Annotated in this window: 25 protein-coding genes; 8 read left to right on the top strand and 17 right to left on the bottom strand. The window is 71.9% G+C overall.

What is annotated here, in order from left to right:
- Positions 1-45: 45 nt before the first annotated feature.
- Positions 46-594, bottom strand: a complete 549-nt coding sequence (locus ACWF62_RS00505; RefSeq protein ID WP_452629200.1) for a TetR/AcrR family transcriptional regulator — start codon at positions 592-594, stop codon at positions 46-48.
- A gap of 124 nt (positions 595-718) precedes the next feature.
- On the opposite strand from ACWF62_RS00505, the gene ACWF62_RS00500 reads away from it, so the two are divergent.
- Genes ACWF62_RS00500 through kynU form a run of 5 tightly spaced genes read left to right on the top strand, consistent with a single transcriptional unit; the run spans position 719 to position 5,418 of the window.
- Positions 719-1,399 carry a lysophospholipid acyltransferase family protein gene (locus ACWF62_RS00500; RefSeq protein WP_452629199.1) on the top strand — a complete coding sequence of 227 codons (681 nt, stop codon included), beginning with the start codon at positions 719-721 and terminating at the stop codon, positions 1,397-1,399.
- Between the two features lie 41 nt (positions 1,400-1,440).
- Positions 1,441-2,250 carry an enoyl-CoA hydratase gene (locus ACWF62_RS00495; protein ID WP_452629198.1) on the top strand — a complete coding sequence of 270 codons (810 nt, stop codon included), beginning with the start codon at positions 1,441-1,443 and terminating at the stop codon, positions 2,248-2,250.
- Between the two features lie 43 nt (positions 2,251-2,293).
- Complete coding sequence (locus ACWF62_RS00490; RefSeq protein WP_378505828.1) at positions 2,294-3,160, top strand: tryptophan 2,3-dioxygenase; 867 nt, start codon at positions 2,294-2,296, stop codon at positions 3,158-3,160.
- Positions 3,161-3,181: 21 nt separating this feature from the next.
- Entirely contained in the window at positions 3,182-4,201 is a 1,020-nt protein-coding gene (locus tag ACWF62_RS00485) for an amidohydrolase family protein (protein ID WP_378505827.1), read from the top strand.
- A 32-nt stretch (positions 4,202-4,233) separates the two neighbouring features.
- Positions 4,234-5,418, top strand: coding sequence for a kynureninase (kynU, locus tag ACWF62_RS00480; RefSeq protein ID WP_452629275.1), 1,185 nt, complete (start codon positions 4,234-4,236; stop codon positions 5,416-5,418).
- Between the two features lie 4 nt (positions 5,419-5,422).
- Here the strand turns inward: kynU and ACWF62_RS00475 are convergent, their stop codons facing one another.
- The 11 genes from ACWF62_RS00475 to ACWF62_RS00425 form a co-directional block, all read right to left on the bottom strand.
- A complete protein-coding gene (locus ACWF62_RS00475; RefSeq protein ID WP_378505826.1) occupies positions 5,423-5,794 on the bottom strand; it encodes a YrdB family protein in 372 nt (123 codons plus the stop codon).
- Entirely contained in the window at positions 5,791-6,816 is a 1,026-nt protein-coding gene (locus ACWF62_RS00470; protein ID WP_378505825.1) for an NADP-dependent oxidoreductase, read from the bottom strand. The genes ACWF62_RS00475 and ACWF62_RS00470 overlap by 4 nt, the downstream gene beginning before the upstream one ends.
- A 45-nt stretch (positions 6,817-6,861) precedes the next feature.
- Positions 6,862-8,259: an acyl-CoA synthetase gene (locus ACWF62_RS00465; protein ID WP_378505824.1), complete on the bottom strand. Its 1,398-nt coding sequence runs from the start codon at positions 8,257-8,259 to the stop codon at positions 6,862-6,864.
- Between the two features lie 21 nt (positions 8,260-8,280).
- On the bottom strand, positions 8,281-9,234 hold the full coding sequence (locus ACWF62_RS00460) for a proline dehydrogenase family protein (protein ID WP_378505823.1): 954 nt from the start codon (positions 9,232-9,234) through the stop codon (positions 8,281-8,283).
- Between the two features lies 1 nt (position 9,235).
- Positions 9,236-10,879 carry an L-glutamate gamma-semialdehyde dehydrogenase gene (gene pruA, locus ACWF62_RS00455; RefSeq protein ID WP_378505822.1) on the bottom strand — a complete coding sequence of 548 codons (1,644 nt, stop codon included), beginning with the start codon at positions 10,877-10,879 and terminating at the stop codon, positions 9,236-9,238.
- A 222-nt stretch (positions 10,880-11,101) separates the two neighbouring features.
- Positions 11,102-12,067 carry a poly(ethylene terephthalate) hydrolase family protein gene (locus ACWF62_RS00450; RefSeq protein ID WP_378505821.1) on the bottom strand — a complete coding sequence of 322 codons (966 nt, stop codon included), beginning with the start codon at positions 12,065-12,067 and terminating at the stop codon, positions 11,102-11,104.
- Positions 12,064-13,152, bottom strand: coding sequence for a succinyldiaminopimelate transaminase (gene dapC / locus ACWF62_RS00445; protein ID WP_378506044.1), 1,089 nt, complete (start codon positions 13,150-13,152; stop codon positions 12,064-12,066). The genes ACWF62_RS00450 and dapC overlap by 4 nt, the downstream gene beginning before the upstream one ends.
- A 25-nt stretch (positions 13,153-13,177) precedes the next feature.
- Positions 13,178-13,501: a ferredoxin gene (fdxA, locus tag ACWF62_RS00440; RefSeq protein ID WP_027502985.1), complete on the bottom strand. Its 324-nt coding sequence runs from the start codon at positions 13,499-13,501 to the stop codon at positions 13,178-13,180.
- 101 nt (positions 13,502-13,602) lie between these two features.
- On the bottom strand, positions 13,603-14,385 hold the full coding sequence (locus ACWF62_RS00435; protein ID WP_378505820.1) for a hypothetical protein: 783 nt from the start codon (positions 14,383-14,385) through the stop codon (positions 13,603-13,605).
- Complete coding sequence (locus ACWF62_RS00430) at positions 14,382-16,931, bottom strand: bifunctional FO biosynthesis protein CofGH (protein WP_378506043.1); 2,550 nt, start codon at positions 16,929-16,931, stop codon at positions 14,382-14,384. Before ACWF62_RS00430 ends, ACWF62_RS00435 begins: the two co-directional genes overlap by 4 nt.
- An 81-nt stretch (positions 16,932-17,012) precedes the next feature.
- On the bottom strand, positions 17,013-17,195 hold the full coding sequence (locus ACWF62_RS00425) for a hypothetical protein (RefSeq protein ID WP_378505819.1): 183 nt from the start codon (positions 17,193-17,195) through the stop codon (positions 17,013-17,015).
- An 83-nt stretch (positions 17,196-17,278) separates the two neighbouring features.
- Between ACWF62_RS00425 and ACWF62_RS00420 the strand changes: the two genes are divergently transcribed.
- The 3 genes from ACWF62_RS00420 (at position 17,279) to ACWF62_RS00410 (ending at position 20,030) form a co-directional block, all read left to right on the top strand.
- The gene (locus ACWF62_RS00420) at positions 17,279-17,788 is read left to right on the top strand and encodes a PH domain-containing protein (RefSeq protein ID WP_378505818.1); all 510 of its coding nucleotides are present in this window, start codon (positions 17,279-17,281) and stop codon (positions 17,786-17,788) included.
- Positions 17,789-17,889: 101 nt separating this feature from the next.
- Positions 17,890-19,329, top strand: coding sequence for a PH domain-containing protein (locus ACWF62_RS00415; RefSeq protein ID WP_452629274.1), 1,440 nt, complete (start codon positions 17,890-17,892; stop codon positions 19,327-19,329).
- A 20-nt stretch (positions 19,330-19,349) separates the two neighbouring features.
- A complete protein-coding gene (locus ACWF62_RS00410; RefSeq protein WP_378506041.1) occupies positions 19,350-20,030 on the top strand; it encodes a uracil-DNA glycosylase in 681 nt (226 codons plus the stop codon).
- A 16-nt stretch (positions 20,031-20,046) separates the two neighbouring features.
- On the opposite strand, the gene ACWF62_RS00405 is transcribed toward ACWF62_RS00410, so the two are convergent.
- From ACWF62_RS00405 to ACWF62_RS00385, 5 genes are all read right to left on the bottom strand, one after another.
- Positions 20,047-20,469: a hypothetical protein gene (locus ACWF62_RS00405; RefSeq protein WP_452629197.1), complete on the bottom strand. Its 423-nt coding sequence runs from the start codon at positions 20,467-20,469 to the stop codon at positions 20,047-20,049.
- Between the two features lie 32 nt (positions 20,470-20,501).
- On the bottom strand, positions 20,502-20,657 hold the full coding sequence (locus ACWF62_RS00400; RefSeq protein WP_378505816.1) for a hypothetical protein: 156 nt from the start codon (positions 20,655-20,657) through the stop codon (positions 20,502-20,504).
- Positions 20,658-20,718: 61 nt separating this feature from the next.
- Entirely contained in the window at positions 20,719-22,083 is a 1,365-nt protein-coding gene (locus ACWF62_RS00395; protein WP_378505815.1) for a glutamate decarboxylase, read from the bottom strand.
- 72 nt (positions 22,084-22,155) lie between these two features.
- Positions 22,156-23,040, bottom strand: a complete 885-nt coding sequence (gene mshB / locus ACWF62_RS00390) for an N-acetyl-1-D-myo-inositol-2-amino-2-deoxy-alpha-D-glucopyranoside deacetylase (RefSeq protein ID WP_378505814.1) — start codon at positions 23,038-23,040, stop codon at positions 22,156-22,158.
- A gap of 4 nt (positions 23,041-23,044) precedes the next feature.
- Positions 23,045-24,859 (bottom strand): ABC transporter family substrate-binding protein, encoded by a 1,815-nt coding sequence (locus ACWF62_RS00385; RefSeq protein WP_378505813.1) that lies wholly within the window; start codon positions 24,857-24,859, stop codon positions 23,045-23,047.
- Positions 24,860-25,000 lie beyond the last annotated feature (141 nt).

The raw sequence follows: 25,000 nt of genomic DNA, 5'->3' as shown, positions 1-25,000 counted from the left end.
AACTCGAACCATCGCCCCTGCCTCATGCCTGCATGGTCACACCGATCAGTGGATGCTGTTTCGCACCACCCGCTCGACCAGGTCGCGCGGGTCGACACCCGACGCAGCCAGGCCGAGCGCCCCCGTCGACGAGAGCACCGCGATGCCGTGGATGCCCACCCACAGCGCCGCCGCCGTCGCTTCCGCATCCGGGGCACCACCCGAGCGGTCTATCAGCGTGACCAGCCAGGAAAACAGCGGCTGGGAAACCGTCCTCAGTTCGGCGCCGGACCCCTCGAGTAGGTCGTGGCGGAAGATCAGCGTGAACATTGCCGGCCGCCGACGGGCGAAGTCGACATAGGCCTCGGCGACCTCCGCGAGGCCGTTGTCCGACAATTCAGCCGCGGCGACGAGGGCTTCGGAGAGGTCACGCAGGCCCTCGCCGGCAATCGCAGCAAGGAGGCTCCGGTGCGTGGGGAACCATCGACGAGGTGCCCCGTGGGACACGCCCGCCCTCCTGGCGATCGCACGCAGGCCGACGTCGGCAGAGTCGGCCTCCTCCAGCAACTCGACGCCAGCTTTTACCAGTGCCGATCTCGTATCGTCTGCCGTCATGTAGACAGTGTCTCCCATGCTCCGGTAGACACTGTCTATGCAGTTCTGGAATGCCTGCTTCTACAGGCTGTGTCGACACGTCGTGATCGGGCCCGCCCTACGCCTATGGGGACGACCGAAGGTCGTGGGGCGTAGCAAGATTCCGCGGCGCGGGCCGGTCATCGTGGCGGCCAATCACCTCGCGGTTCTGGACTCGTTCTATCTGACGCTCGCGGCCAGGCGCCGGATCGTCTTCCTGGCCAAGTCCGACTACTTCGACGGCGCAGGCGCGACGGGACGCCTACGGCGGTGGTTCTTTACGAGCATGGGGCAGATATCGGTTGATCGGAGTGGAGGCACGACCTCGTCGCCTGCGCTCGACGCCGCGACCGGCATTGTCGAGCAGGGCGGAGCGTGGGGCATCCACCCGGAGGGAACCCGTTCACCTGACGGCCGCCTCTACCGCGGTCGGACCGGGGCCGTCCGCGTCGCGATGAACACCGGGGTCCCCCTTGTGCCAGTCGCGATCACGGGAACCCGGGCCGATCGAGCGGTCCCGTGGCGGCGCCGCAGAGTGGTTGTCGAGTTCCTCGATCCGCTGGACCTGGTGCCGTTCGCGGACGCGGGGGCGACCGGTGTGCGAACAGCAACGGACACCTTGATGCGGTCGATCGGCAGCCGCACCGGTCAGCTGTACGTCGACGCATACGCCAAGACATGGGAGCGTGCCGCGTCCCCACCGGACACGGACGGCCGCCGCAACGCCCCTGCCGCCGAATCGACGGATCCGCCGCATCACCCCCGCCACGCCGGTTCCCCGACGTAGGGTCGGCGACATCGATAACCCGTTCCCGAACAGGAGTTCCCGTGAGTTTCGTTCTCGTCGAGCGGCCCCGTGAGCACGTCGCGCTGGTCACCCTGAACCGGCCCGAGCGGATGAACGCGATGGCGTTCGACGTGATGATCCCGCTGAAGGAAACCCTCGAGGCGATCAGCAACGACAATTCGGTGCGCGCGGTGGTGCTCACCGGCGCGGGCCGCGGCTTCTGCTCCGGCGCCGACCAGACCTCGGCGGGCCCGATCCCGCACACCGACGGCCTGACCCGGCCGACGATCGCGCTGCGGTCGATGGAACTGCTCGACGAGGTGGTGCTGACGCTGCGGCGCATGCACCAGCCGGTGATCGCCGCCGTCAACGGTGCGGCGATCGGCGGCGGCCTGTGCCTGTCGCTGGCCGCGGACATCCGCATCGCGTCCACCGAGGCGTACTTTCGCGCGGCGGGCATCAACAACGGCCTGACGGCAAGCGAACTGGGCCTGAGCTACCTGCTGCCGCGGGCCATCGGCTCGTCCCGCGCCTTCGAGATCATGCTGTCCGGGCGGGATGTCGACGCCGCCGAGGCCGACCGGATCGGCCTCGTCACCCGGCTGACCGGGCCGGAGGATCTGCTCGACGAGTGCTTCGACCTCGCGCAGCGGATCGCGTCGTTCTCCCGCCCCGGCGTCGAGCTGACGAAACGGACCCTGTGGTCGAGCCTGGACGCGTCCTCGATGGCCCAGCACATGAACCAGGAGGGCCTCGGCCAGCTGATGATCCGGCTGCTGACCGACAACTTCGAGGAGGCGACCGTCGCCCGCAGGGAGAAGCGGGAGCCGGTGTTCCGCGACCGCACATAGCTCCCGTCTGGACGCGCCGGGCCGAGTGCGGCAGGGTCGGGGCATGGGCGACCGAGACGTCGACACCGGCAACATCCGACCCATCGAGTCGGGCATCGTCACCGACTTCACCGACCGGATGAGTTACGGCTCGTACCTCGACCTGGGCACCCTGCTCGGGGCGCAGCATCCGGTCAGCGTCCCCGAGCACCACGACGAGCTGCTGTTCATCGTCGCCCACCAGACCAGCGAGCTGTGGCTGAAGCTGACGCTGCACGAACTCGCTGGCGCGAAGTCGGCGCTCGCCCGCGACGACATCGCGGTGGCGTTGAAGTGCATCGCGCGGGTCAAGCACATCCAGCGGTCGCTGACCGAGCAGTGGTCGGTGCTCGCGACGCTGACCCCGACCGAGTACTCACAATTCCGCGGGTTCCTCGGCAACGCATCGGGTTTCCAATCGTTCCAGTACCGGGCCGTGGAGTTCATCCTGGGGAACAAGAACGCGGGCATGCTGCCGGTGTTCGAGTCCGCCCCCGCCGCGCACGCCCTGCTGTCCCGGCTGCTCGACGAACCGAGCCTGTACGACGAGTTCTGGCGGCACCTGCACCGCGCCGGGCTGCCGGTCCCGGAGTCGGCGCTGCACCGTGACGTCCGGGCGCCCTACGCCGCCAACCCGGATCTGCTGCCGCTGATCCGGGGCGTCTACGAGCATCCCCACGACCACTGGTCGGCGTACGAGTCGTTCGAGGAACTGGTCGACCTGGAGGAGAACTTCCAGCTGTGGCGGTTCCGGCACCTGCGGACCGTGCTGCGCATCATCGGCACCAAGCCCGGCACCGGCGGGTCGAGCGGGGTGGGGTTCCTGCAGCGCGCCCTGGATCTCACGTTCTTCCCGGAACTGTTCGCGGTCCGCACCGAGGTGGGACGGTGAACCGGTGACCGGGATCGGACGATGACGACCATCGCGGTGCGGGAGGCCTGGATCGGCCGGTGGACCGGCCCGACCCGGTTCACGCTGCGCGGCGGCCGGATCGGATCCGACGCACCCGAGCGGCCCGCCGACCCGGCGACCGACCTCCCCCTCGACGGCACCCTCTTCCCCGGGTTCCGCGACGCGCACGTGCACCTCAACCTCGTCGACGCCCGTGCCCTGTTCGCTGGCGGTCTCGACGAGGTGCACGACCTCGGCGCCCGGCTCGACGCGGCCGCCAGCTGGCGGCGCGGGGATCCGCCGCCCGGGCTGCCGCGGATCAGGTTCGCCGGGCAGTTCCTCACCGCACCCGGCGGCTACCCGAGCGACCGGGCCTGGGCGGCAGCCGGATCGGTCCGGGAGGTCACCGGGCCGGACGATGCGGACGCGGCGGTCACCGAGCAGGTCTGTGTCGGGGCGGATTTCATCAAGGTCACGGTGAATTCGGCGGCGGGGCCGGTGTTCGACGACGACACCCTTGCCGCGGTGGTGGCGGCCGCGCACCGGCTCAGCCGCAGCGTCGTCGCGCACGCCGAGGGCGACGGTCAGGCGGCCCGGGCGGTCGCCGCGGGCGTCGACGTCCTCGCGCACACGCCGTGGACCGAACGACTCGGCGACGACCTGATCCGGGCGGCGGCCGCCTCGATGCGCTGGATCAGCACCCTCGCGATCCACGACGGCGCCGACCGACTGTGCGCGGTCGATAACCTGCGCCGCTTCCACGCGGCGGGCGGACGCGTGCGCTACGGCACCGACCTCGGCAACGGCGACCTGCCGCTCGGCGTCAATGCGGCCGAGATCGCGGGGCTGTTCGACGCCGGGCTGACCCGAGCCGAGGTCCTCGCCGCGTTGATCGACGGCGACGCGGCCGCACGGTTCGCCGCCGGGCCGCGACGGATCTGCTGGGTGCCCGGTGTCCCGCCACCCGACGACCGCGACTTCGCCACCTGGCTGACCGGCTCCCGGGTAGCCACCGGCACCGACCTGGAGGAACCGCAGTGACCATCGACGACCTCGCGGCCGCAGCACACGCCATGGACGCCGCCGACCCGCTGCGCGACTGCCGCGCACTGTTCCACGGCATCGACGAGTCCGACGTGGTGTCCTACCTGGACGGCAACTCGCTCGGCAGGCCGACGATCGAGGCGACCGAGGCGATCACCGCTGCCGTCGCGCAGTGGTCGGGGCGGTTGATCCGCGGCTGGGACGAGCAGTGGTTCGACCTGCCGCTCACGATCGGCGATCGGCTCGGCCGGGTCCTGCTCGGTGCGGCGCCGGGCCAGACCACGATCGGCGACTCGACCACCGTGCTGCTGTACAAGCTGGCGCGCGGCGCCCTGGCGCTGCGGCCCGGCCGCACCGAGATCGTGCTCGACACCGACAACTTCCCCACCGACCGCTACGTCCTGGAGGGGATCGCCGCCGAGGTGGGCCTCGAGTTGCGATGGATCACCGTCGATCCCGCCGCAGGAGTGGAGGCGGACGCGGTCCGCGACGCGGTCTCCGACCGGACCGCCCTCGTGGTGCTCAGCCATGTCGCGTACCGGTCGGGGTTCCTCGCCGACGCCGAGTCGATCACCCTGGCCGCGCACGCCGCGGGTGCTCTGGTGCTGTGGGACCTGTGCCATTCGGTGGGCAGTGTGCCCATCGAACTCGACGCCTGGGATGTCGACTTCGCGGTCGGCTGTACCTACAAGTACCTCAACGGCGGTCCCGGCTCGCCCGCCTTCGGGTACGTGCACGCCGTGCACCAGGAGGCGTTCCGGCAGCCGATCTGGGGCTGGATGGGACGCCGAGAACCGTTCGAGATGGCCGCCGGTTACGTTCCCGCCGAAGGGATTCGGCGCCTGATCAGCGGCACCCCCGCGGTGCTCGGGATGATCGCGATGCGGTCGACGATCGACCTGATCGACCGGGTCGGCATCGATGCGGTGCGGGCGAAGTCGATTCGGCTGACCGAGCACGCGCTCGACCTGTGCCGCGACCTCGTTCCCGGGGCCCGCGTCGGATCACCGCTGGACCCGGCCCGCCGCGGCGGGCACGTCACCCTCGACCATCCCCGCTTCCGCGAGGCGCTTCCCCGCCTCTGGGATCGCGGGGTGCTCCCCGACTTCCGGGCCCCCGAGGGACTGCGGCTGGGGCCGAGCCCGCTGAGCACCTCGTACACCGAGGTGCTCACCGGGGTCCGCACGATCGCCGAGGTGCTCGCCGACCCGTGACCGGTCAGTGCCCCCGCGACTCGCGCCGCGCCAGCGCACCGAACACCCCGGCCGCGGCCGCGAAGAACACCGCCCCGACCCACGGCGCGAGGACGGCCGACGCGAGTACCCCGGTGACCGCGAACAGCGCAACCTGCACGACGAGGCGGCGTGGGTTGGGCAGCCGCCGGGTCGAGGTCGGCGCCATCCACACCGCCCAGATTCCGGCCGCGACGACGGGCAGCGCGACCGCGGCCAGCATGCGCACCGGGGTGGAGTCGCCGATCGCGGCGCCGGTGAGCGCAAGCACGGTCAGCATCGTCAACTCCAGCAGGAACGACGCCGCAGCCAGCGGCCCGACCGCGACGTCCGGGCGTCCGCTCGCGGTGTCGGTCACGACGCGACCCGGATCAGCAGCTTCCCGAAGTTCGCGCCGCGCAGCAGCCCGGCGAACGCCGTCGGCGCGTTCTCGATGCCGTCGACGACGTCCTCCCGGTACCGGACCTGCCCGTCCCGCAGCCACGCCGCCATCTCCGCGAGGAAGTGCACGTAGTGGTCCTTGACGAACTCCGACTGGATGAACCCGCGCACCGTCAGGCTCTTGGTCAGGATCCGGCTCATCAGCGCCGGCGCGTGGTCCGGCCCCGGCGGTGTCTCGGTCGCGTTGTACTGAGCGACCAAGCCGCACACCGGAACCCGCGCGTAGGTGTTGAGCAGCGGCAGTACCGCATCCCACACCGCGCCGCCCACGTTCTCGAAGTAGACGTCGATGCCGTCGGGGCAGGCCGCGGCGAGCTGGGCAGCGAAGTCGGGGGCGCGGTGGTCGACGGCGGCGTCGAAGCCCAGCTCCCTCAGGTGGGCGACCTTCTCCGGCCCGCCCGCGATACCCACCGCCCTGGCACCCTTGATCCTCGCGATCTGACCGACCGCGGACCCGACCGGCCCGGTGGCGGCCGCGACAACGACGGTCTCCCCGGGCCGCGGCTTCCCGATCTGCAGCAGCCCCGCGTACGCGGTGAACCCCGGCATGCCGAGCACACCGAGCGCCGTCTCCACCGGCGCCGCGGCGGGGTCGAGCCTGCGCACGTGCGCGGCGTCGGCAACCGAATGGGTCTGCCACCCCGAGAACGACAGCACCACGTCACCGGCCGCGAAGCCGGGTGCGCGCGACTCCAGCACCCGGCACACGGTGCCGCCGACCATGACCGCGCCCAGCGGCACCGGCTCCGCATAGGACTCCGCCTCGCTCATCCGGCCCCGCATGTACGGATCGAGGGACAGGTACAGCGTCTCGAGCAGCAGCTGGCCGTCGCCCGGCGTCGGGACCGGCCCCGATTCGACTCGGAAATCGGTGGGCTTCGGCTCGCCAACGGGACGGGACGCGAGCACGATTCGAGTGTTCTCGGCAGGCAGGCTCATCCTGCCGAGGCTAGTCCGCCGCCCCTCGCCCCGCACGGGACGCGCTCAGCCGAGCAGCGTCTTCTGCACCTTCCCCATCGCGTTGCGCGGCAACGCGTCGACGACGCGGATCTCGCGGGGCCGTTTGTGCGCGGACAGGTCGCCTGCGACGTGCGCGATCAGCGCGTCGGGGTCGACGCCGTCGCCGACGACGAACGCGACGATCCGCTGCCCGAGATCGTCGTCGGGCAGCCCGATCACGGCGACCTCGGTGACGCTCGGATGCCCGAGCAGACTGGCCTCGACCTCCCCGGCACCGATCCGGTAGCCGCCGGACTTGATCAGGTCGGTGGACTCGCGACCGACGATGCGGTGGACTCCGCCCGCGTCGATGGCGGCGACGTCACCAGTGATGAACCAGCCGTCCTCCGTCCAGGAGGCCGCGGTGGCGTCGGGCCGATTCAGGTAGCCGTCGAACAGCATCGGCCCGCGCACCTGCAGGCCTCCGATCGACTCGCCGTCGTGCGCGGCCGGCAGCCCGTCCTCCCCCACGATGCGGGTCGTCACGCCCTCGACGGGCACCCCCACCCAGCCGGGCCGCCGTTCGCCGTCGACGCGGGTGGACAGGGTGATCATCGTTTCGCTCATCCCGTACCGCTCGATCGGGGTCAGCCCGGTCAGCGCCGTGATCCGCTCGAAGACCGGTACCGGCAGCGGCGCGCTGCCGGAGACCAGCAGCCGCGCCCCGGCAAGGGCCCGCGCCGACTCCGCGTCGCCGGCGATTCGCGACCACACCGTCGGCACCCCGAAGTACAGGGTGCCGCCTGCTGCGGCGTACGCGGCGGGGGTCGGGGTTCCGGTGTGCACGAGCCTGCTGCCGACCCGCAGCGCCCCGAGCACACCGAGGACCAGGCCGTGGACGTGGAACAGCGGCAGCCCGTGCACGAGGACGTCCCGCTCGGTCCACTGCCACGCCTGCGCGAGCCCGTCGAGCCCGGCCGCGATCGCCCGGCGGGACAGCAGCACGCCCTTCGGTGCGCCGGTGGTGCCCGAGGTGTAGAGGATGAACGCGATCGACGCCGGGTCGGGTTCGGGGTGGGTGTGCCAATCCCTGGCGTGCAGCCGCACCGGGACGACGGGCAGCGTCGTCCCCTCGGGGGCAGCCCCGAGCCACGCCTGCGCACCGGAGTCGGTGAGGATGTGGTCGCGTTCGGCCTGCCCCGAGTCCGGCGGCACCGGCACCACGGTGACACCGGCGAACAGGCAGGCCACGATCGCCACAACGGTGGACGCGGTCGGTTCGGCGAGCACCGCGACCCGCCGCGCCCCGGCCAGCCTGCGGGCCAGCGCGCCCGCACCACCGACGAGGTCACTGCGGGAGAGGACCTGGCCGTCGATCGTGACGGCGTCGGGGACATCGTCGCCTCGGGCGACGGCAAGGGGGTTCAGCGAACGCAGCAGCACGCCCGCCAGCCTGTCACACTCCTACGCCCGGCTCACCAGCTGACGCATGAAGAAGGTGAGGTTCGCGGGCCGCTCCGCCAGCCTGCGCATGAAGTAGCCGTACCACTGGCCGCCGTACGGGACGTACACCCGCACCCGCGCACCGGTGCCCGCCAGCCGCCGCTGCTCGACGTCGCGGATGCCGTAAAGCATCTGATGCTCGAACCGGTCAGCTCCGCGACCCGCGCGCGCCGCCGCGGCCCGGGCGGCCTCGATCATCGCCGGGTCGTGGGTGGCGACCATCGGGTATCCCGCTCCGTCCATCAGCGTCGCCAGGCACCGCAGGTACGACGCATCCACCTCCGCCACGGTCTGGTACGCCACCGACGACGGCTCCCGATATGCGCCCTTGCACAATCGGATTCGGGACTGCGGACCTGCCAGGTCGCGGCAGTCCCCCGAGGTCCGCCGCAGGTAGGCCTGCAGCACCGTCCCCAGCGAGGGGAAGTCGCGGCGCACCTCGGCGACGATCGCGAGGGTCGAGTCGGTGGTGGTGTGATCCTCCGCGTCGACGGTCACCCACACCCCCGCCGCCTGCGCGGCCTCACACAGGGCGCGCGCATGGTCGAGGGCGATCCGGTCCCCGTCCCCGGGCAGCGCCCGACCTAGCGCGGACAGCTTCACCGACACCTCCAGCCGGCGCGGCTCCGACCCGCCCGCCTGCGGCAGATCACCGAGTTCGCCTAGCAGCGCTCGGTATTCGTCGACGGCCGCGCGAGCCTGCGCGCGGTCGACGGTGTCCTCCCCCAGGTGGTCGACGCTGACCGACAGGCCCGAGTCCAGCAGTGCGCGCACGACGTCCGACGCCTCCGCCCTGCTCTCGCCCGCAACGAACCGGGTGACCAGCGACCGGGTGCCGGGGGCGTGGGTGATCGCCGACCGCACCCGGGGTGAGCGTGCCGCGGCCAGGATCGCCGGGCGCAGCGGGTTGGCCACCTCATGCCTCCGGGCCCATGTGCGGGTAGCGGTGGTCCGTCGGCGGCACGAACGTCTCCTTGATCGTGCGTGCCGACGTCCAGCGCAGCAGGTTCAGCGGCGACCCCGCCTTGTCGTTGGTGCCGGACGCCCGCGCACCGCCGAACGGCTGCTGGCCGACCACCGCACCGGTGGGCTTGTCGTTGACGTAGAAGTTCCCCGCGGTGAATCGCAGTGCCGCCGAGGCCCGTTCGACGGCCGCCCGATCATCGGCGATCACCGACCCGGTGAGGGCGTACGGCGCGGTCCGGTCCACGACACCGAGCAGGTCGTCGAACGCGGCGGGCCCGGCGTCGTCGTAGACGTGCACCGACAGGATCGGCCCGAAGTACTCGGTGGCGAAGGACTCGTCGCCCGGATCGTCGGCGAGCAGCACCGTCGGCCGGACGAACCAGCCGACCGCGTCGTCGTGGGTGCCGCCGACCGCGACCTTCACCCCCGCCGCGCCACGGGCCCGCTCAATGGCCGCGACACTCTTGTCGTAGGCGGCCCGATCGATCAGCGCCCCACCGAAGTTCGCGAGGTCGGTGACGTCACCATAGGCGAGTTCGTCGACCTCGGCGAGGAAGTCCGCGCCCATCTCGTCCCACACCGAGCGCGGGATGTAGGCGCGGGACGCGGCGGAGCACTTCTGCCCCTGGTACTCGAACGCCCCGCGGATCAGGGCCGTGCGCAGCACATCCGGGTTCGCGGACGGGTGCGCGACGATGAAGTCCTTGCCGCCGGTCTCCCCCACCAGCCGCGGATATCCGCGGTAGCGGCCGATGTTCGCACCGACCTCCCGCCACAGGTGTTGGAACGTCGCGGTCGAACCGGTGAAGTGGATGCCCGCCAGCCTCGGATCACCCAGCACCACCTCGGACACCGCGACACCGGACCCGGTGACCAGGTTGATCACCCCCGGCGGCAGGCCCGCCTCCTCCAGCACCTTCATCGTCCAGTAGGCCGCCAGCGTCTGGGTGGACGCCGGCTTCCACACCACCGTGTTGCCCATCAGCGCGGGTGCGGTGGGCAGGTTGCCCGCGATCGCGGTGAAGTTGAACGGGGTAACGGCGTAGACGAATCCCTCGAGCGGGCGGTACTCCATCCGATTCCACACCCCCGGACTCGAGGCGGGCTGCTCGGCGAGGATCTGCCGCGCGAAGTGCACATTGAACCGCCAGAAGTCGACGAGTTCGCACGGGGAGTCGATCTCGGCCTGCTGGACCGACTTGGACTGCCCGAGCATCGTTGCGGCAACGAGGGTTTCACGCCACGGCCCGGACATCAGGTCCGCAGCGCGCAGCAGGATCGCGGCCCGCTCATCGAACGGCAGCGACCGCCATTCGGGGGCAGCGGCGACCGCCGCGGTCACGGCCGCGTCGGCGTCCTCGTGGGTGGCGCCGGTCAGGGTGCCGAGCACGGCGGCATGCCGGTGCGGCTGGACGACGTTGACCCGCTCGCCCCGCCCGAACCGGTGCACGCCGCCGATCACGTGCGGCAGGTCCGCGGGCGCCCCGGCCAGTTCGGCGAGCTCGGAGGCGAGGATCGTGCGCTCACGGCTGCCCGGCGCGTAGGAGTGGACCGGCTCGTTGACCGGCGAGGGAACCGACGTGACGGCATCCATGCTGCCTCCTGCCCGCGGTGACGCTGCAGGGGCGGTACCCCGGCAACGAGGAACTCCGCCCCCAGGCTAGCGCAGGAGCGGAGCCTGCGGAGCGACCGGAAAGCAGGAGCGGAGCCTGCGGAGCGACCGGAAAGCAGGAGCGGAGCCTGCGGAGCGACCGGAAAGCAGGAGCGGAGCCTGCGGAGCGACCCGAGGCAGCAGGAGCGGAGCCTGCGGAGCGACTCAGTTCTTGATCTCGCGATGGTCCCAGGCCGGGTCTGCCAGGAACTGCGGCGCGGGCCCGGTGAACGCGCGGGCCGCCTCGTCGTCGCCGCGCAGGGTGTGGTCGAGCCAGGCGGTGAGGTAGCCGCGGAACCCGCCCCCGTCGCGGGGCCAGGTGTGTGCGGTGCCGAGCAGTCTGCCCCGCGTCGCCGGGCCGGGGACGGCGTCGAAGTAGCCCTGTTGCGCGGCCGCGGTGGACACGGGATCGGCCGCGCCGGTGAGCAGGAGGACCGGGCCGGTGAGCGCGGCGGTGTCGATGGCGTCGGTCGGCTCGGTGACCCACATCGGGTCGGGCAGGTTCAGCAGCGCGGTTGCGGTGATCCGGCCGTTCGACCGGGTGGTGGCGTTGACCGCCCCACCCGCCCCCTGGGAGTGGCCGAGGGCCGCGATGCGGGTGACGTCGAGCCGATCGTGCAGCGCACTGTCCGGGTCGGTGTCCAGCGCGAGCACCTCGTCGAGGGCGTCGAGCATCTCGGCCCCGTCACCGGTGTCGCAGCTGTTGGCGACGACCACGACGAAACCCCAGGACGCCAGGTGCCGCAGCAGCGTCTCGTACTGGCGTGAGGTGGCGTGACTGCCGTTGCCGAACGTGACGACCGGGTGCCGGACGCCATCGCCATCGCCGTCGCTGTCGCTGTCGCCGTCGTTGTCGCGGACCGGGTGGAACACCTCGTACCGGGTGCCGGGGGGCGGCCCGTCGGACGGTGCCGGGTCGTCGCCGCTCGGCCAGATGTCGCGGCAGCCGGGCGCCGCGCCCGGTGCCGCAGCGGCGGCCACCTGCCACGGACCGGGTTCGGCATAGCGCGCGGACACCGGCACCGCCGCTGGTGATGCCGCGGGAACGCCCGCGGCAGCGAGCGGGACCGCGGCGACGGCGACGGCCGCCGCGAGCACCGCGGCGCGGAGCAGGAATGGGCCTCGGGTCATCCGGCGAGTCGAGCGGCAGCGGCGGCGATGCGCTCGTCGGTCTCGGTCAGCGCCATCCGTACGTGGCGCCTGCTACCGGGGCCGTAGAAGTCGCCGGGGGCGACCAGGATGCCGCGCTCGGCGAACCAGTCGACGGTGTCGCGGCACGCCTCCTCCCTGGTCAGCCACAGGTACAGCCCGGCCTCGGAGTTGTCGACGGTGAACCCGGCTTTCCGGACGGCGGCGAGCAGGGTCTCGCGGCGCCTGCGGTACCGCTCCCGCTGCTCGTTCTCGTGGTCGTCGTCGCCGAGCGCGGCGGTCATCGCGGCCTGCACCGGCAGCGGCACGATCATGCCCGCGTGCTTGCGGACCTCGAGCAGTTCCGCGACGAGCGCCGGATCGCCGGTGACGAAGCCGGCGCGATAGCTGGCCAGGTTCGACGTCTTGGACAGCGAGTGCACGGCAAGCAGGTTCGTGTGGTCGCCGTCGCAGACCCGCGGGTCGAGCACCGAGTAGGCGTCGGCGTCCCAGGTGAGGCCCAGGTAGCACTCGTCCGACACGACGATCGCGTCCCGGCTGCGGGCGAACTCGACGACCTTGCGCAGGTGGTCGATGCCGAGCACCTTGCCGGTCGGATTCGACGGGGAGTTGATGAAGATCAGTTCGGGCCTCTCCGGGCCGAGCCGGGTCAGCCCGTCCGCCCGCAACACCCGGCACCCGGCGAGCAGCGCGCCCACCTCGTATGTCGGGTACGCGACCTCGGGAATGACCACCAGGTCGCCCGCGCCGAGGCCGAGCAGGGTCGGCATCCAGGCGATCATCTCCTTGGTGCCGAGCGCGGGCAGCACCGCGGCCGGGTCGATCCCGGTGACGCCGTAGCGCCGCGCGAGGGCCGCGCTCGCGGCCTCCCGCAGCGCGGCGGTGCCGTGCGTCGTCGGGTATCCGGGAATCGCGGACACCGAGGCGAGGGCCTCCCGGATCAGCGGGGCGACCGGGTCGACGGGGGTGCCGACGGACAGGTTGACGATCCCGTCGGGATGCGCCTGCGCCGTCGCCTTCGCGTCGGCGAGCGAATCCCAGGGGAAGTCCGGCAGACCGCGCGACACGGCATTGCGGGGCACGGTCAGCGCCTCAGTGCTCGCCCATGGGGGGCAGCGCCTTGATGAACGGCGGGTCGTAGTCGACCTTGCCGAGCTTGGCGGCGCCGCCGGGCGAGCCGAGGTCGACGAAGAAGTCGACGTTCGCGGAGACGTACGCGTTCCACTGGTCCGGGACGTCGTCCTCGTAGAAGATCGCCTCGACCGGGCAGACCGGCTCGCAGGCACCGCAGTCCACGCACTCGTCGGGGTGGATGTACAGCATCCGGCCACCCTCGTAAATACAGTCGACGGGGCACTCCTCGATGCATGCCTTGTCGAGCACATCCACGCACGGTTCTGCAATCGTGTAGGGCACTGCCGCTGCCTTTCTGACACGGACCTCTGATCGGGCGCACGTCGCGCACCAGGGTTACCAGTATCACCCCTGCCCGAGAGGAAGACCGGCTTAGGGTGCCCTCAGACGGTGGTGGCGCCCCTGGCCCCGCTGCCCGCGACGGCGGTGCGCACGGTGTGCCCGTCGACCCATCGTTTCCCCTGTACCGCCGCGTCGAACAGGGCCCCCCGCTCCCCGAGGTAGTCGGCGATCGCGCCGACGAGCGGCAGGTGCCCGAGGGCCCGCCACGGTCGGGACGGTTGCGGCCGCCGCTGCAGTTCACCGGGAATCGCCCGCAGCACCCGAGCGGTCTGCCACATGCCACCGAGCGCGGCGAGCGGCCGCCATCCGCGCGGCTCCTCGTCCCGCTCCCGCTGGTCCGCGGTGAGCAGGGTGCGCGCGTCGATCTCCCTGCGGCACAGCACCGACGCAAGCAGCTCCACCTGCGCGGTCCGATCCGTCACGCCCAGTTCCCTGGCCACCGCAATCAGCACCAGGGTCTGGTTCGCGAACCCGAGCAGGTCCTGCAGCGGCAGCCGCTTCGCGACCGGGCCGAGCACGCCGGGGAACGCGACCACGATCGTGTTGAGCAGCCCCAGCCGGGTCAGCCACCAGCGGGCGCGCCGCTCGTCGCTCGCCTGCTCCCACGCCGCGGTGCCCGGCAGCTCCGCGACGTCGAGCAGCCAGGCGGCGCCGTCGAGCACCCGGTCCAGCGGGCCAGCGCCCTGGGTTGGTGGCACGAAGGTGCGGGCCTTGATCCCGAACGGGTCCGCCGACGCCAGGTCCAGGACCGGGTTGACGCCCCACGCCGCCCGGTCCAGCACCGCGACGACCCGCGCGTCCCCGATCGGATCACGCTCGCTCATGACACCACCACCCTCGCCTCGTCGGTCCGCTCCGCGTACCCGGTCGTGCGTTCCCTGGCCGGTCTGCCGATGCCCTCGGCGATCGCCCGCAGTTCCGCGACGGTCTTTTCCGAGCCGTGCTGGGAGCCGGCCATCCTTGAGATCGTCTCCTCCATCAGGGTCCCGCCGAGATCGTTGGCGCCGCCCTGCAGCATCGCCCGGGTGCCGTCGATGCCCAGCTTCACCCAGCTGGTCTGGATGTTGTGGATCCGACCGTGCAGCATCACCCGGGCCAGCGCGTGGGCGGCCCGGTTGTCGCGCATCGTCGGGCCGGGACGGGACGCGCCAGCGAGGTAGAGCGGCGACGACTGGTGCACGAACGGCAGCAGCACGAACTCGGTGAAACCGCCCGTGCGGTCCTGGATTCCGCGCAGCACGTTCAGGTGCCCGACCCAGTGGTGCGGCTGATCGACGTGCCCGTACATCATCGTCGAACTCGACCGCAGACCCACCTCGTGCGCGGTGCTGACCACCTCGATCCAGGTGCTGGTCGGCAGCTTCCCCTTCGTCAGCACCCAGCGGACCTCGTCGTCGAGGATTTCCGCGGCCGTGCCGGGAATGGTGTCGAGGCCGGCGGCGCGCAGTTCGGTCAGCCAGTCCCGGACGGACTGCCCGCTGCGGGAGGCGCCGTTGACGATCTCCATCGGCGAGAACGCGTGCACGTGCATCGACGGAACCCGCTGCTTGACCGCGCGAACCAGGTCGGCGTACCCGGTGACCGGAAGTTCGGGGTCGATGCCGCCCTGCATGCACACCTCGGTCGCGCCAGCGACGTGCGCCTCCCACGCCCGGTCCGCGACCTCGGCTGCGGACAGCGTGAACGCGTCCGCATCACCCTTGCGCTGCGCGAACGCGCAGAACCGGCAGCCGGTGTAGCAGATGTTGGTGAAGTTGATGTTCCGGTTCACCACGTAGGTGACGTCGTCGCCGACGGCGTCGCGGCGCAGGGTGTCGGCGAGGGCGACGAGGGCCTCGAGCCCGGCACCCTCCGCGGTCGCGAGCGCCCGGTAGTCGTCGTCCGAGCATCCCGCCGGATCGGCCTCGGCGTTGCGCAGCGCGGTCAGCACGTCGGAGTCCACCCGCTGCGGGGCACTGAGCGAGAGCACCTGCTCACGGACCGTCTCCCAGTCGCCGAACGCGCTGCCCAGGTCGGAGCGGGTCTCGGTGTTGCGGCCGTCGGTGTCGATCTCGGTGTTCAGGTCGATGCGGCCGCTGGAGGACCAGGTCTCGTCCGGTTCCTGCCACGGCAGCCCGGACGGGATCGCGTCGGGGCGGGCCAGGCCGGTGCCGGGGTCGGCGAGGGCCTGCACGTGCCCGGCGATCCGCGGGTCGATCCACGGGGAACCCGCGAGCACGTACTGCGGTTGCGCGGCGGTCCGTTCGACGAGGGTGTATCCGGCCTCGGCGGTGATCGCGGCGAGGGTGTCGAGGTTCGGCCACGGCCGCTCCGGGTTGACGTGGTCCGGGGTCAGCGGCGACACCCCGCCCCAGTCGTCGACGCCCGCCGCGATCAGCGCAAGGCACTCGTCGCCGGAGACCAGGTTCGGCGGGGACTGGATCCGCATCGCCGGGCCGAGCACGAGCCGGGTGACCGCGATCGCGGCGCGGTACTCGTCGATCCCGGCATCCGGACGCTCGCGCATCGCGGTGTCATCCTTGGCGAGGAAGTTCTGCACGATCACCTCCTGGACGTGCCCGAACGCCTTGTGCGACTTGCGGATCGCCATGATCGTCTCGGCTCGTTCGGTCATCGTCTCGCCGATCCCGACCAGCAGCCCGGTGGTGAACGGCACCGACAGCCTGCCCGCGTCGGTGAGGGTGCGCAGCCGCACCGCCGGATCCTTGTCGGGGCTGCCGTGGTGGCACTGCCCCTTCTCGGTGAACAGCCGGGTCGCGGTGGTCTCCAGCATCATCCCCATCGACGGGGCGACGGGCTTGAGCCGGGAGATCTCCTCCCAGCTCAGCACGCCGGGGTTCAGGTGCGGCAGCAACCCGGTCTCCTCGAGCACCCGGATCGCCATCGCCCGCACGTAGTCCAGGGTGGAGTCGTAGCCGCGGGACTCCAGCCACTCCTTCGCCTCCGGCCACCGGTCCTCCGGCCGGTCCCCGAGCGTGAACAGGGCCTCCTTGCAGCCGAGTTCGACGCCGCGCCGCGCGATGTCGAGGACCTCGTCCGGGTCCAGGTACATGCCGTGCCCGTCGGCGCGCAGCTTGCCCGGGACGGTGACGAACGTGCAGTAGTGGCACCGGTCGCGGCACAGCCGGGTCAGCGGAATGAACACCTTCCGCGAGTAGCTGACCGTCCGCGGCCTGCCTGCGGCCTCCAGCCCGGCGTCCCGCACCCGCGCCGCCGAGTTGCATAGATCCTGCAGGTCGGCGCCGCGCGCGTGCAGCAGCACGGTCGCCTCGTCGACGTTGAGGGTCGCCCCGTCCCTGGCCCGACGCAACGCGCGCCGCATGGCAGATGCCGCAGGCGCCGCAGTCGGCATCGTCGGAGCGGGCAGCATCGAAGCGGGGGCGTGGTCGTCAGCAGTCACGCCGTCGATCATGCGCCATCGTCGGAGACCTACGCCAGAGCAGGTGCCGCGCTAGCGCGGGTACTCCTCGTCGTCGGGCACGTCCCGCGACTGCTCGACCGCATCGGCCTCGTCGACCTCCCTGGTGCCGACGGTCTCGAGCGTCGCGGACTGTTCGCGCTCCTCGTCGGGCAGCGCCGGGTCCTGTTGAGCAGCCCGATCCGCTTCCGCCATCTCGTTGTCGAGTCGATCCACCGGACGCTCCTTCCGCTCCCTCCCAGGCTAGGCCACATCGTGGCGTGCGGGCGGTGCACCGCCCGATGCGGCAGGGTGGAGGGGTGAGCACTCCCCCGACCGCCGTCGTCACGATGGCCGATCCGCGGTGGCGGCCGTCGCGCCGGGCACCGCTGCTGTGGGCGCTCGGCGCCGCCCTGGGGTGGGCGGCGGTGTTCGTCGCCCAGATGGTGTGGGGGTTCGTGGACCGGGCGTGGACGACGTGGCCGCATGTCGCGGTGTTCGCGGCGACCGCGCTGGCGGCGGTGGCCCACGTGTTCGTCGTCCCGCGGTGGCGGTACCGGGTACACCGGTGGGAGATCAGTGACACGGCCGTGTACACCCGGACCGGCTGGTTCACCCAGGAACGCCGGATCGCGCCGATCTCCCGGATCCAGACCGTCGACACCGAACGCGGCCCCCTGGAACGGATGCTCGGCCTCGCGACCGTCACCGTCACCACCGCGTCGTCGGCTGGCGCGGTGCGGATCGAGGCCCTCGACTCCGGGGTCGCCGACGCCGCCGTCACCCGCCTGACCGAGATCGCGGGCCGCAATGTCGGTGACGCGACGTGACCGGGCCGCACCCGGCGCACGGGGCCGCGCCGCCGGAGGACTCGGGACCCGCCGCCCTCGCCGCCGAGGAGGAGCAGCCGTGGCTGCGGCTCGACACCCGGATGCTGCTGGTGCATCCGGTGACCGAGGCGGTCAAGTTCCTTCCGGTGCTGCTGGTCTCGTTGATTCTCGGCAGTCAGAGCGGCAACCACCTGTGGGGGCTTGCTGCGGTGGCGGCCCTGGTCGGGGTCGCGATCGCACGGTGGCTGACCACCAGCTACCGGATCGGCCCGGTGCACGTGCAGCTGCGGACCGGGGTGGTCGAGCGGAAGCTGCTCTCCATCCCGCGCAACCGGATCCGGTCGGTCGACGTAGAGGCAGGCCCGCTGCATCGGATCCTCGGCCTGGCGGTGGTGCGGATCGGGACCGGGCAGCGCGCCGAGAAGGCAGGTCGGACCGCGCGATTCGAGCTCAACGCCCTCGATGCCCGGGTGGTCCCGGCACTGCGGGAGGCGCTGCTGACCCGGCACCCCGATCCGGCACTCCCCGACGGACCGGCGGAGGTCGCGCCGCCGCCCGCGGTCGAGATCGCGCACTGGTCCCCGACCTGGGTGCGGTACGCCCCGCTGTCGATGACCGGGGTGCTCACGGTCGCCGCCGCGGTCGGGTTGGCGTTCCAGTACGGGATCGGTGAGCGGCTCGCGAACGCCGACGCGGTCGCCGCTGGCCTGCAGTGGCTGCGCGGTCTCGGGGTCGTGGTCATGGTCGGCGTCGGGGTGGTCGCGCTGCTGGTGATCGCGAGTGGCCTCGCCTGCATTCGCTACCTGCTGGCGTTCGGCGACCTGCGGGTCACCGACGACGGGCACGTGCTGCACGTGAGCCACGGCCTGCTCCGCACCCGGCAGACCACCCTGGACCGGGCACGGCTGCGCGGCACCAGCCTCCGCGAGCCCCTGCTGCTCCGGCTCGCGGGGGGCGCGCGCCTCGACGCGGTGATGACCGGGGTGTCCACCGAGCGGCGACATTCGTCGATGCTGCTTCCGCAGGCCCCGCGCGGCGACGCGCTGCGCATGCGGCACCTCGTGCTGGGTCGGGGGCTCGACGGCGTGACCCTCGCGCGGCACGGCGGCGCAGCACGGCGCAGGCGGTACACCCGGGCGTTGGTCCCGCTGGCGGTGGTCGCCGCCGGGGCCGCGGTGGCCGGGGCGGTCGGCGCCCCGATCCGGTGGCCGGTGTGGGCGGGGATCGCACTGCTCGCGGTCGCCGCTGCGGCACTGGCGTACGACCGCTACCGCGGGCTCGGGCACGCGACCCCGCCGGGGCGGCTGGTGACCCGCAGCGGTTCCCTCGATCGCAGCACGCACACCCTTGACGCGAACGGGATTGTCGGATGGACCGTACGGCAGACCTACTTCCAGCGTCGCGCCGGTGTCGCCACGGTGATCGCCGCGACCCCGGCGGGCATCGGCGCCTACCAGGTCCTGGACCTGCCAGCCGATCGGGCATGGCCACTGGTGGAGACGGTGACGCCCGGCGGCTGCGACGTCTGGGCGCGCCGGTGAGGTACCCGACCCTGGCGGACATGGACGCCGACCTGATCGACTGCCGGCGCTGCCCGCGTCTCGTCGAGTGGCGGGAGCGGGTGGCGCGGGAGAAGCGGGCCGCGTTCCGTGACGAAACCTATTGGGGACGTCCGGTTCCCGGGTTCGGGCCACCCGACGCGGCGCTGCTGATCGTCGGGCTGGCGCCCGCCGCGCACGGCGGGAACCGCACCGGGCGGATGTTCACCGGCGACCGCAGCGGCGACGTCCTGTACGCCGCGCTGCACGCCGTCGGCCTGGCGAACCAGCCGACCGCCGTGTCCCTCGACGACGGGCTCGCGTTGCGCGGCACCAGGATCACCGCACCCGTGCATTGCGCGCCGCCGGACAACAAGCCCACCCCCGTCGAGCGGGACACCTGCCGCCGCTGGCTCGACGAGGAGCTGCGCCTGCTGACGCCGACGCTGCGGGCGGTGGTGGTGCTCGGCGGATTCGGGTGGCGGGCGTTGCTGCCGGTCCTGGCCGACGCGGGCTGGACGGTGCCGCGCCCGCGCCCGACGTTCGGCCACGGCGCGCACGTCGAGTTGGCAGGCACACGGCCGCTGCACCTGTTCGGCAGCTATCACGTCAGCCAGCAGAACACCTTCACCGGCCGGCTCACCCCGACGATGCTCGAGACCGTTCTCGCCGACGCCGGACGCGCCGCGGGGCTACTCCCCTGAGCCGCACCCCCGCGGGTCAGCGGCGTGCAGCCTGCCCGCGTTCGACCGCCGCGGCGGCGCCCCAGGTGAGCAGCAACGCGACCGCGGGGACCACGCTGGCGACGAGCAGGAGCATCGTGCGCCAGTCGGCGATCAGCAGCGAATCACCGCCGGGGCCGCCAACCATGCACATCAGGAACCCGAGGAACCAGCCCGCGAGCGGGAGCGCGTACCGCGCGGGGCGGTCGGTCACCGTGCGGGCCCCGACCAGCAGCGCGATGTTGACGACCGCGGCGGCCAGCGCGCTGATCGGGAACGGGACCGACCCCAACCGGGCTGGCAGGAAGAGCACCGCGAGGATCGCGGTGAGGAACCCGTCGAAGACCAGCAGGACGAGAACGACTCGATCAAGGACGCCGGTGCCTGCGGCGCGCTGGGTTGGGGCGGATCCGACGGTCATGACCGACAATCGTAGGCGGCTCGCCGGTCCCGTCAGGGCACCGGCGGATACCCGAGCATCGTCAGCAGATGCGACTGCATGTCAACGAACCCGTACAGCGCGTTCATGTACATCTCGTGATGCACCTGCGCGTTCGGCCGCAGCGAGTCCACGAACGCGACGATCTGGTTCTGGACGCTCCAGTTCACCCGGGCACCTCCCCCACCCCTAGCGGTATGACGTGCATCACAGCATAGGCGCTCGGGGTGATCAGTGGTGGAACGCCGTCCGTTCGCTGTCGTCCGGGGTGCCGTGCCGCAGCCGCTGCAGCGCCGTCTCGATGTCGGCAGCGAGCAGCGCGATCGCGTCCCGGGAGATGCCGTGCCGCACCAGCACCCGTTGCACGACGGTGGCCTCCCGGTGCGGCGGCAACGGGTAGGACGGCACCTGCCATCCCCGGGCCCGCAGCGCGTCGCTGAGGTCGTATAGCGAGAAGCCGGCCGTCGCGGGATCGGTGAGGGTGTACGACACCGCGGGCAGGCCCCCGGTCCCGTCGTAGAGGATCGTGAACGGACCCATCTCCCGGATCCGCTCGGCGAAGTACTGGGCGGTGTCCGCGCAGTTCTGCTGGATCTGCCGGTACCCCTCACGGCCGAGGCGCAACAGCAGGTAGTACTGGGCGACGATCTCGCCGCCGGGCCGGGAGAAATTCAACGCGAAGGTCGGCATGTCACCGCCGAGATAGCTGACCCGGAACACCAGGTCCTCGGGCAACCGGTCGGCGCTGCGCCAGACCGCCCAGCCGACACCGAGCGGCGCGAGACCGTACTTGTGCCCGGACGCGTTGATCGATGCCACCCGGGCAATCCTGAAGTCCCACACCAGTTCCGGCTGTACGAACGGGGCGATGAATCCACCGCTTGCCGCGTCGACGTGAATCGGGACGTCCCAGCCGTGTTCCTGCTCGATCGCATCGAGTTCCGCCGCGATCTCCGCGACCGGCTCGTAGTTGCACGTGTAGGTGACCCCGAGAATCGCGATGACCCCGATCGTGTTCTCGTCCACGTACTCACGCAGTTGGTGCGGCAGCAGGCCGGTCGCCCCCTCCTCGAGCGGGACCTGGCGCAGCTCCACGTCGAAGTAGCGGGCGAACTTCTCCCAGCACACCTGGACCGGGCCGCAGACCAGGTTCGGCCGATCCGTCGGCCTGCCTTCGTCGCGGCGCCGTTCCCGCCAGCGCCACTTCAGCGCCAGCCCGCCGAGCATCGCGGCCTCGCTCGACCCGGTCGTCGAGCAGCCGACCGTGGTCCGGCCGTCCGGCGAGTTCCACAGATCCGCGAGCATGTGGACGCAGCGGGACTCGATCTCCGCGGTCTGCGGGTACTCGTCCTTGTCGATCATGTTCTTGTCGAGGCAGTCGTTCATCAGCCGGTGCACCTCGTCCTCGGACCAGGTCGAGCAGAAGGTCGCGAGGTTCTGCGAGGAGTTCCCGTCCAGCGCCAGCTCGCCGCGGATCAGCGCAAAGGCGATCCGCGGATCCGACGCACCTTGCGGCATTTGATATTTGGGGAGGACCGCCTCGCTGAGCGGTGTCGCATAGATGTCGACGTGATCCCCGACCCGGTGCAGCGCCATCGGTCCGTGTCCCTCCGTGGGTGAAACACACACTGTGGAAACCGACCACAGCCTAACCCGGGAGGGACGGCCTCACACGCCGGAGAACAGATCCCGCTCGCGCCCGTCCGGGCCGGTCTCGCCGCGCTCGCCACGGACCAACACGTAGTGCTCGTCCACCAGGATCGGCTGGACGATGCTGTTGGACAACGCGTATTCGGTGCGACTCGGCGCCACCGTGACCTGGGTGGCGTGCGCCTCGAACGCGGCGACCTTCGCGGGCAGGTGCGCGCGGACGTCGATGGTGGTGGTCACCGACTCGTCCGGCACGCACGGCAGTTCGCCGGGCTCCGGCAGCCGCCACGTCGCCGGGACCTCGGTGATGCACCCGAGTCCCTCGGCCAACGACGACTCCTCGGTGACCGTCCAGTACAGCTTGGCGACGTCCCACGGCTGCCCGCCCGCGGAATGCTCCGGCGCGGCGGCGGCCTCGACCGCCGCCGTGACCACCTCGTGCACCCGAATGTGGTCGGGGTGACCGTAGCCGCCGTTCGGGTCGTAGCAGACCACGACCTGGGGGCGCCGCTCCCGGATCACCTCGACCAGCGCGCCGACGACCTCGTCCCGGTCCGCGTTCACAAAGGCGCGCGGATTCGCCGCCGCCGGGGTCCCGGCCATGCCGGAATCCCGCCACCGCCCGGCCCCGCCGAGGAACCGGGGCGCCGCGACCCCGAGCCTGCCCAGCGCCGAGGACAGTTCGAGGATGCGGTAACCCCCCAGCTGATCGGCGCGGTCCGCGACCAGCCCGGCCCAGGTGTCGCCGATCACCTCGCCCTCCTCCCCGAGCGTGCAGGTCACGACCGTGACCTCGGCACCCGCTGCGGCGTAGCGGGCGATGGTTCCGCCCATGGTGAGGGTTTCGTCGTCGGGATGGGCGTGCACGACGAGCAGTCGCGCGTCCCCAGCGTTCGTCGTCATCAGTTCAGTTCCTCGACCACTCCGCGACATCACTGAAGATGCCGACTCCCGTCGCCCCGGTCAGCGACACACCATCCACGTCCGGACCCGCGGCGACGACGGTGGTGTCCTGCAGGACCGGAAGCACCGTCGCCAACTCCCACAGTCGGGGTTCGGCCTGCGCGATCAGCTGCCCGACATCGCCGATCCCGCGCAGCGCGTCGTCGATCCCCTGCTGCAGGGTCGGGTCACACAGTCCCGAGACGTTGCTCGGTGCAGCGGGATTCGGCTCGGTGTTCTCGTCCGTCGGCTCGGCGTCCTCGTCGGTCGCCGACCCGTCGGGGTCGGGGTGACCCGTCGCTGTCGGTGCGGGCACGTCGTCGGTTTCCGCCAGCGGCTCCGGCACCGGACCGGCGGGCAGCGGGCAGCCGTACCGGGACGCCAGCGCCGTCGCCGGGTCCGACCCGGCCCTGGTCCAGCCGACCACCGCGTCCACCCGGCCGTCGATCAGCGCCCGACCGTACAGCTCCTCCGCACGCATCGTCGTCACGGTCACCGTGGCTCCGGCACCGCGCCACTGATCGGCCGCCGTGTTCGCGACCGCGATCGCGGTGTCGTCACCCGCCGTGGCCCCGATCGTCAGGGTCATCGGGGCGCCGTCGCGCACGAGCTGCCACGCCCCGTCCGGGTCCGTCGGATCCACCGGCTCGTGCAGCCACCCGGATTCCGCGAGCAAACCGAGCGCCTGCTCGCGTCCCAGCGGCGGCGGCGCCGTCGGGGCGTAGCCGGGCGCGGACGGCGCAAGCACCTGGGCCCGCGCCACGCTCGCGTTCGCGCCCGTCGGGGTGCCGACGGCGGCGAGCAGGTCGGGGTCGACCAGGCCGAAGAGCCCGCGCCGCACCCGCTGGTCGGACACCGTCGGGGTGCGGCCGTTGAGGGTCACGTCCAGCACCCGCGGCTGCGGCGTCGTGCCGGACCGGACGCCGGGGACCGCACCGAGCTGCGCCTGCAGCGTGCCCGCGCCCCGAACCTGGACGACCTGCGCGTCACCGGAGCGGATCGAGTCGGTGAGCTGCGCGTTGGACCCACCCCGCCGCAGCAGGACCTGGTCGGCGACGGCCGGGCGACCCCAGAACCGGTCGTTGCGTTCGAGGAGAATCTCGTCGCGACCCCGGTCAACGCTCTTGATGTGGAACTGTGCGCCGGACACCGGGATGTTCTCGGCCAGCCCGCGCGCGAAGCCGCCGGGGGTGTCCTTGACCAGATGCGACGGCAGCAGGTCGGTGAACAGCTCACGCCACGCCGGATAGGGGGCGCGCATCGTGACCGTGACCGTCTTGCCGCCCGCCGACGAGGCGACGTCGTCGATCAGCGCGTAGCCCGCGGGGTCGACGACGCCCGGCTCGCTGATCATCTGCTGCCACAGGTAGCGGAAGTCCTCGGCCGCGATCGGTGCGCTGTCCGACCACTGTGCCTCGTTGCGGAGCTGGTAGGTGACCGTGAACGGGGCCTGCGCGGTGACGTCCGCCGACACCAGCAGCGACTCGTCCGGCGCCCAGTCGGTGCCCCCCGGCACGGTGGCGCTCGGGACCGGCCGGAACGGGCTCGGCAGCACCATCGACGTGACCGCGGCGTTCACCGGGGACTGGTCGGAGAGCAGGTGCGGGTTGAAGCCCTGACCGATCTCGTCGATCGCGACAACGACGGTGTTCTTCGTCGGGACCGTCGTGGTGGGTTTCGGGCTGTCCGTGCTCTCCACCGGCGGCGGCGGATTCGCGGTGCAGCCGGCGAGCACGAGCCCCGCGGCCAGCACGGTCGCGATCGGCAGAATCCCTCGCACTCACCCGTCCCTTCGGTCTGCGGCTACGCCGACCGTGGGGGGGGGGTGACCCGAACTGGGGGGGCCCCCCACACAGGGGAGGCGGGAAGCCCCACCACAAAGCATTTTCCCAGGACCTCTCTCCCTACCCCCCCCAGGACC

Source organism: Rhodococcus sp. NPDC054953 (genome assembly GCF_053609225.1).
Note: the sequence above shows the minus strand (reverse complement) of the source record. Positions and strands in the feature narration are given on the sequence as shown.

What these genes read in the sequence shown, in the direction of transcription:
- ACWF62_RS00505 (WP_452629200.1), bottom strand. Translation starts at nt 594, where the DNA reads ATGACGGCAGACGATACGAGATCGGCACTGGTAAAAGCTGGCGTCGAG.
- ACWF62_RS00490 (WP_378505828.1), top strand. Translation starts at nt 2,294, where the DNA reads ATGGGCGACCGAGACGTCGACACCGGCAACATCCGACCCATCGAGTCG.
- ACWF62_RS00485 (WP_378505827.1), top strand. Translation starts at nt 3,182, where the DNA reads ATGACGACCATCGCGGTGCGGGAGGCCTGGATCGGCCGGTGGACCGGC.
- kynU (WP_452629275.1), top strand. Translation starts at nt 4,234, where the DNA reads ATGGACGCCGCCGACCCGCTGCGCGACTGCCGCGCACTGTTCCACGGC.
- ACWF62_RS00470 (WP_378505825.1), bottom strand. Translation starts at nt 6,816, where the DNA reads ATGAGCCTGCCTGCCGAGAACACTCGAATCGTGCTCGCGTCCCGTCCC.
- pruA (WP_378505822.1), bottom strand. Translation starts at nt 10,879, where the DNA reads ATGGATGCCGTCACGTCGGTTCCCTCGCCGGTCAACGAGCCGGTCCAC.
- ACWF62_RS00450 (WP_378505821.1), bottom strand. Translation starts at nt 12,067, where the DNA reads ATGACCCGAGGCCCATTCCTGCTCCGCGCCGCGGTGCTCGCGGCGGCC.
- ACWF62_RS00435 (WP_378505820.1), bottom strand. Translation starts at nt 14,385, where the DNA reads ATGAGCGAGCGTGATCCGATCGGGGACGCGCGGGTCGTCGCGGTGCTG.
- ACWF62_RS00430 (WP_378506043.1), bottom strand. Translation starts at nt 16,931, where the DNA reads ATGCTGCCCGCTCCGACGATGCCGACTGCGGCGCCTGCGGCATCTGCC.
- ACWF62_RS00415 (WP_452629274.1), top strand. Translation starts at nt 17,890, where the DNA reads ATGCTGCTGGTGCATCCGGTGACCGAGGCGGTCAAGTTCCTTCCGGTG.
- ACWF62_RS00410 (WP_378506041.1), top strand. Translation starts at nt 19,350, where the DNA reads ATGGACGCCGACCTGATCGACTGCCGGCGCTGCCCGCGTCTCGTCGAG.
- ACWF62_RS00405 (WP_452629197.1), bottom strand. Translation starts at nt 20,469, where the DNA reads ATGACCGTCGGATCCGCCCCAACCCAGCGCGCCGCAGGCACCGGCGTC.
- ACWF62_RS00395 (WP_378505815.1), bottom strand. Translation starts at nt 22,083, where the DNA reads ATGGCGCTGCACCGGGTCGGGGATCACGTCGACATCTATGCGACACCG.
- mshB (WP_378505814.1), bottom strand. Translation starts at nt 23,040, where the DNA reads ATGACGACGAACGCTGGGGACGCGCGACTGCTCGTCGTGCACGCCCAT.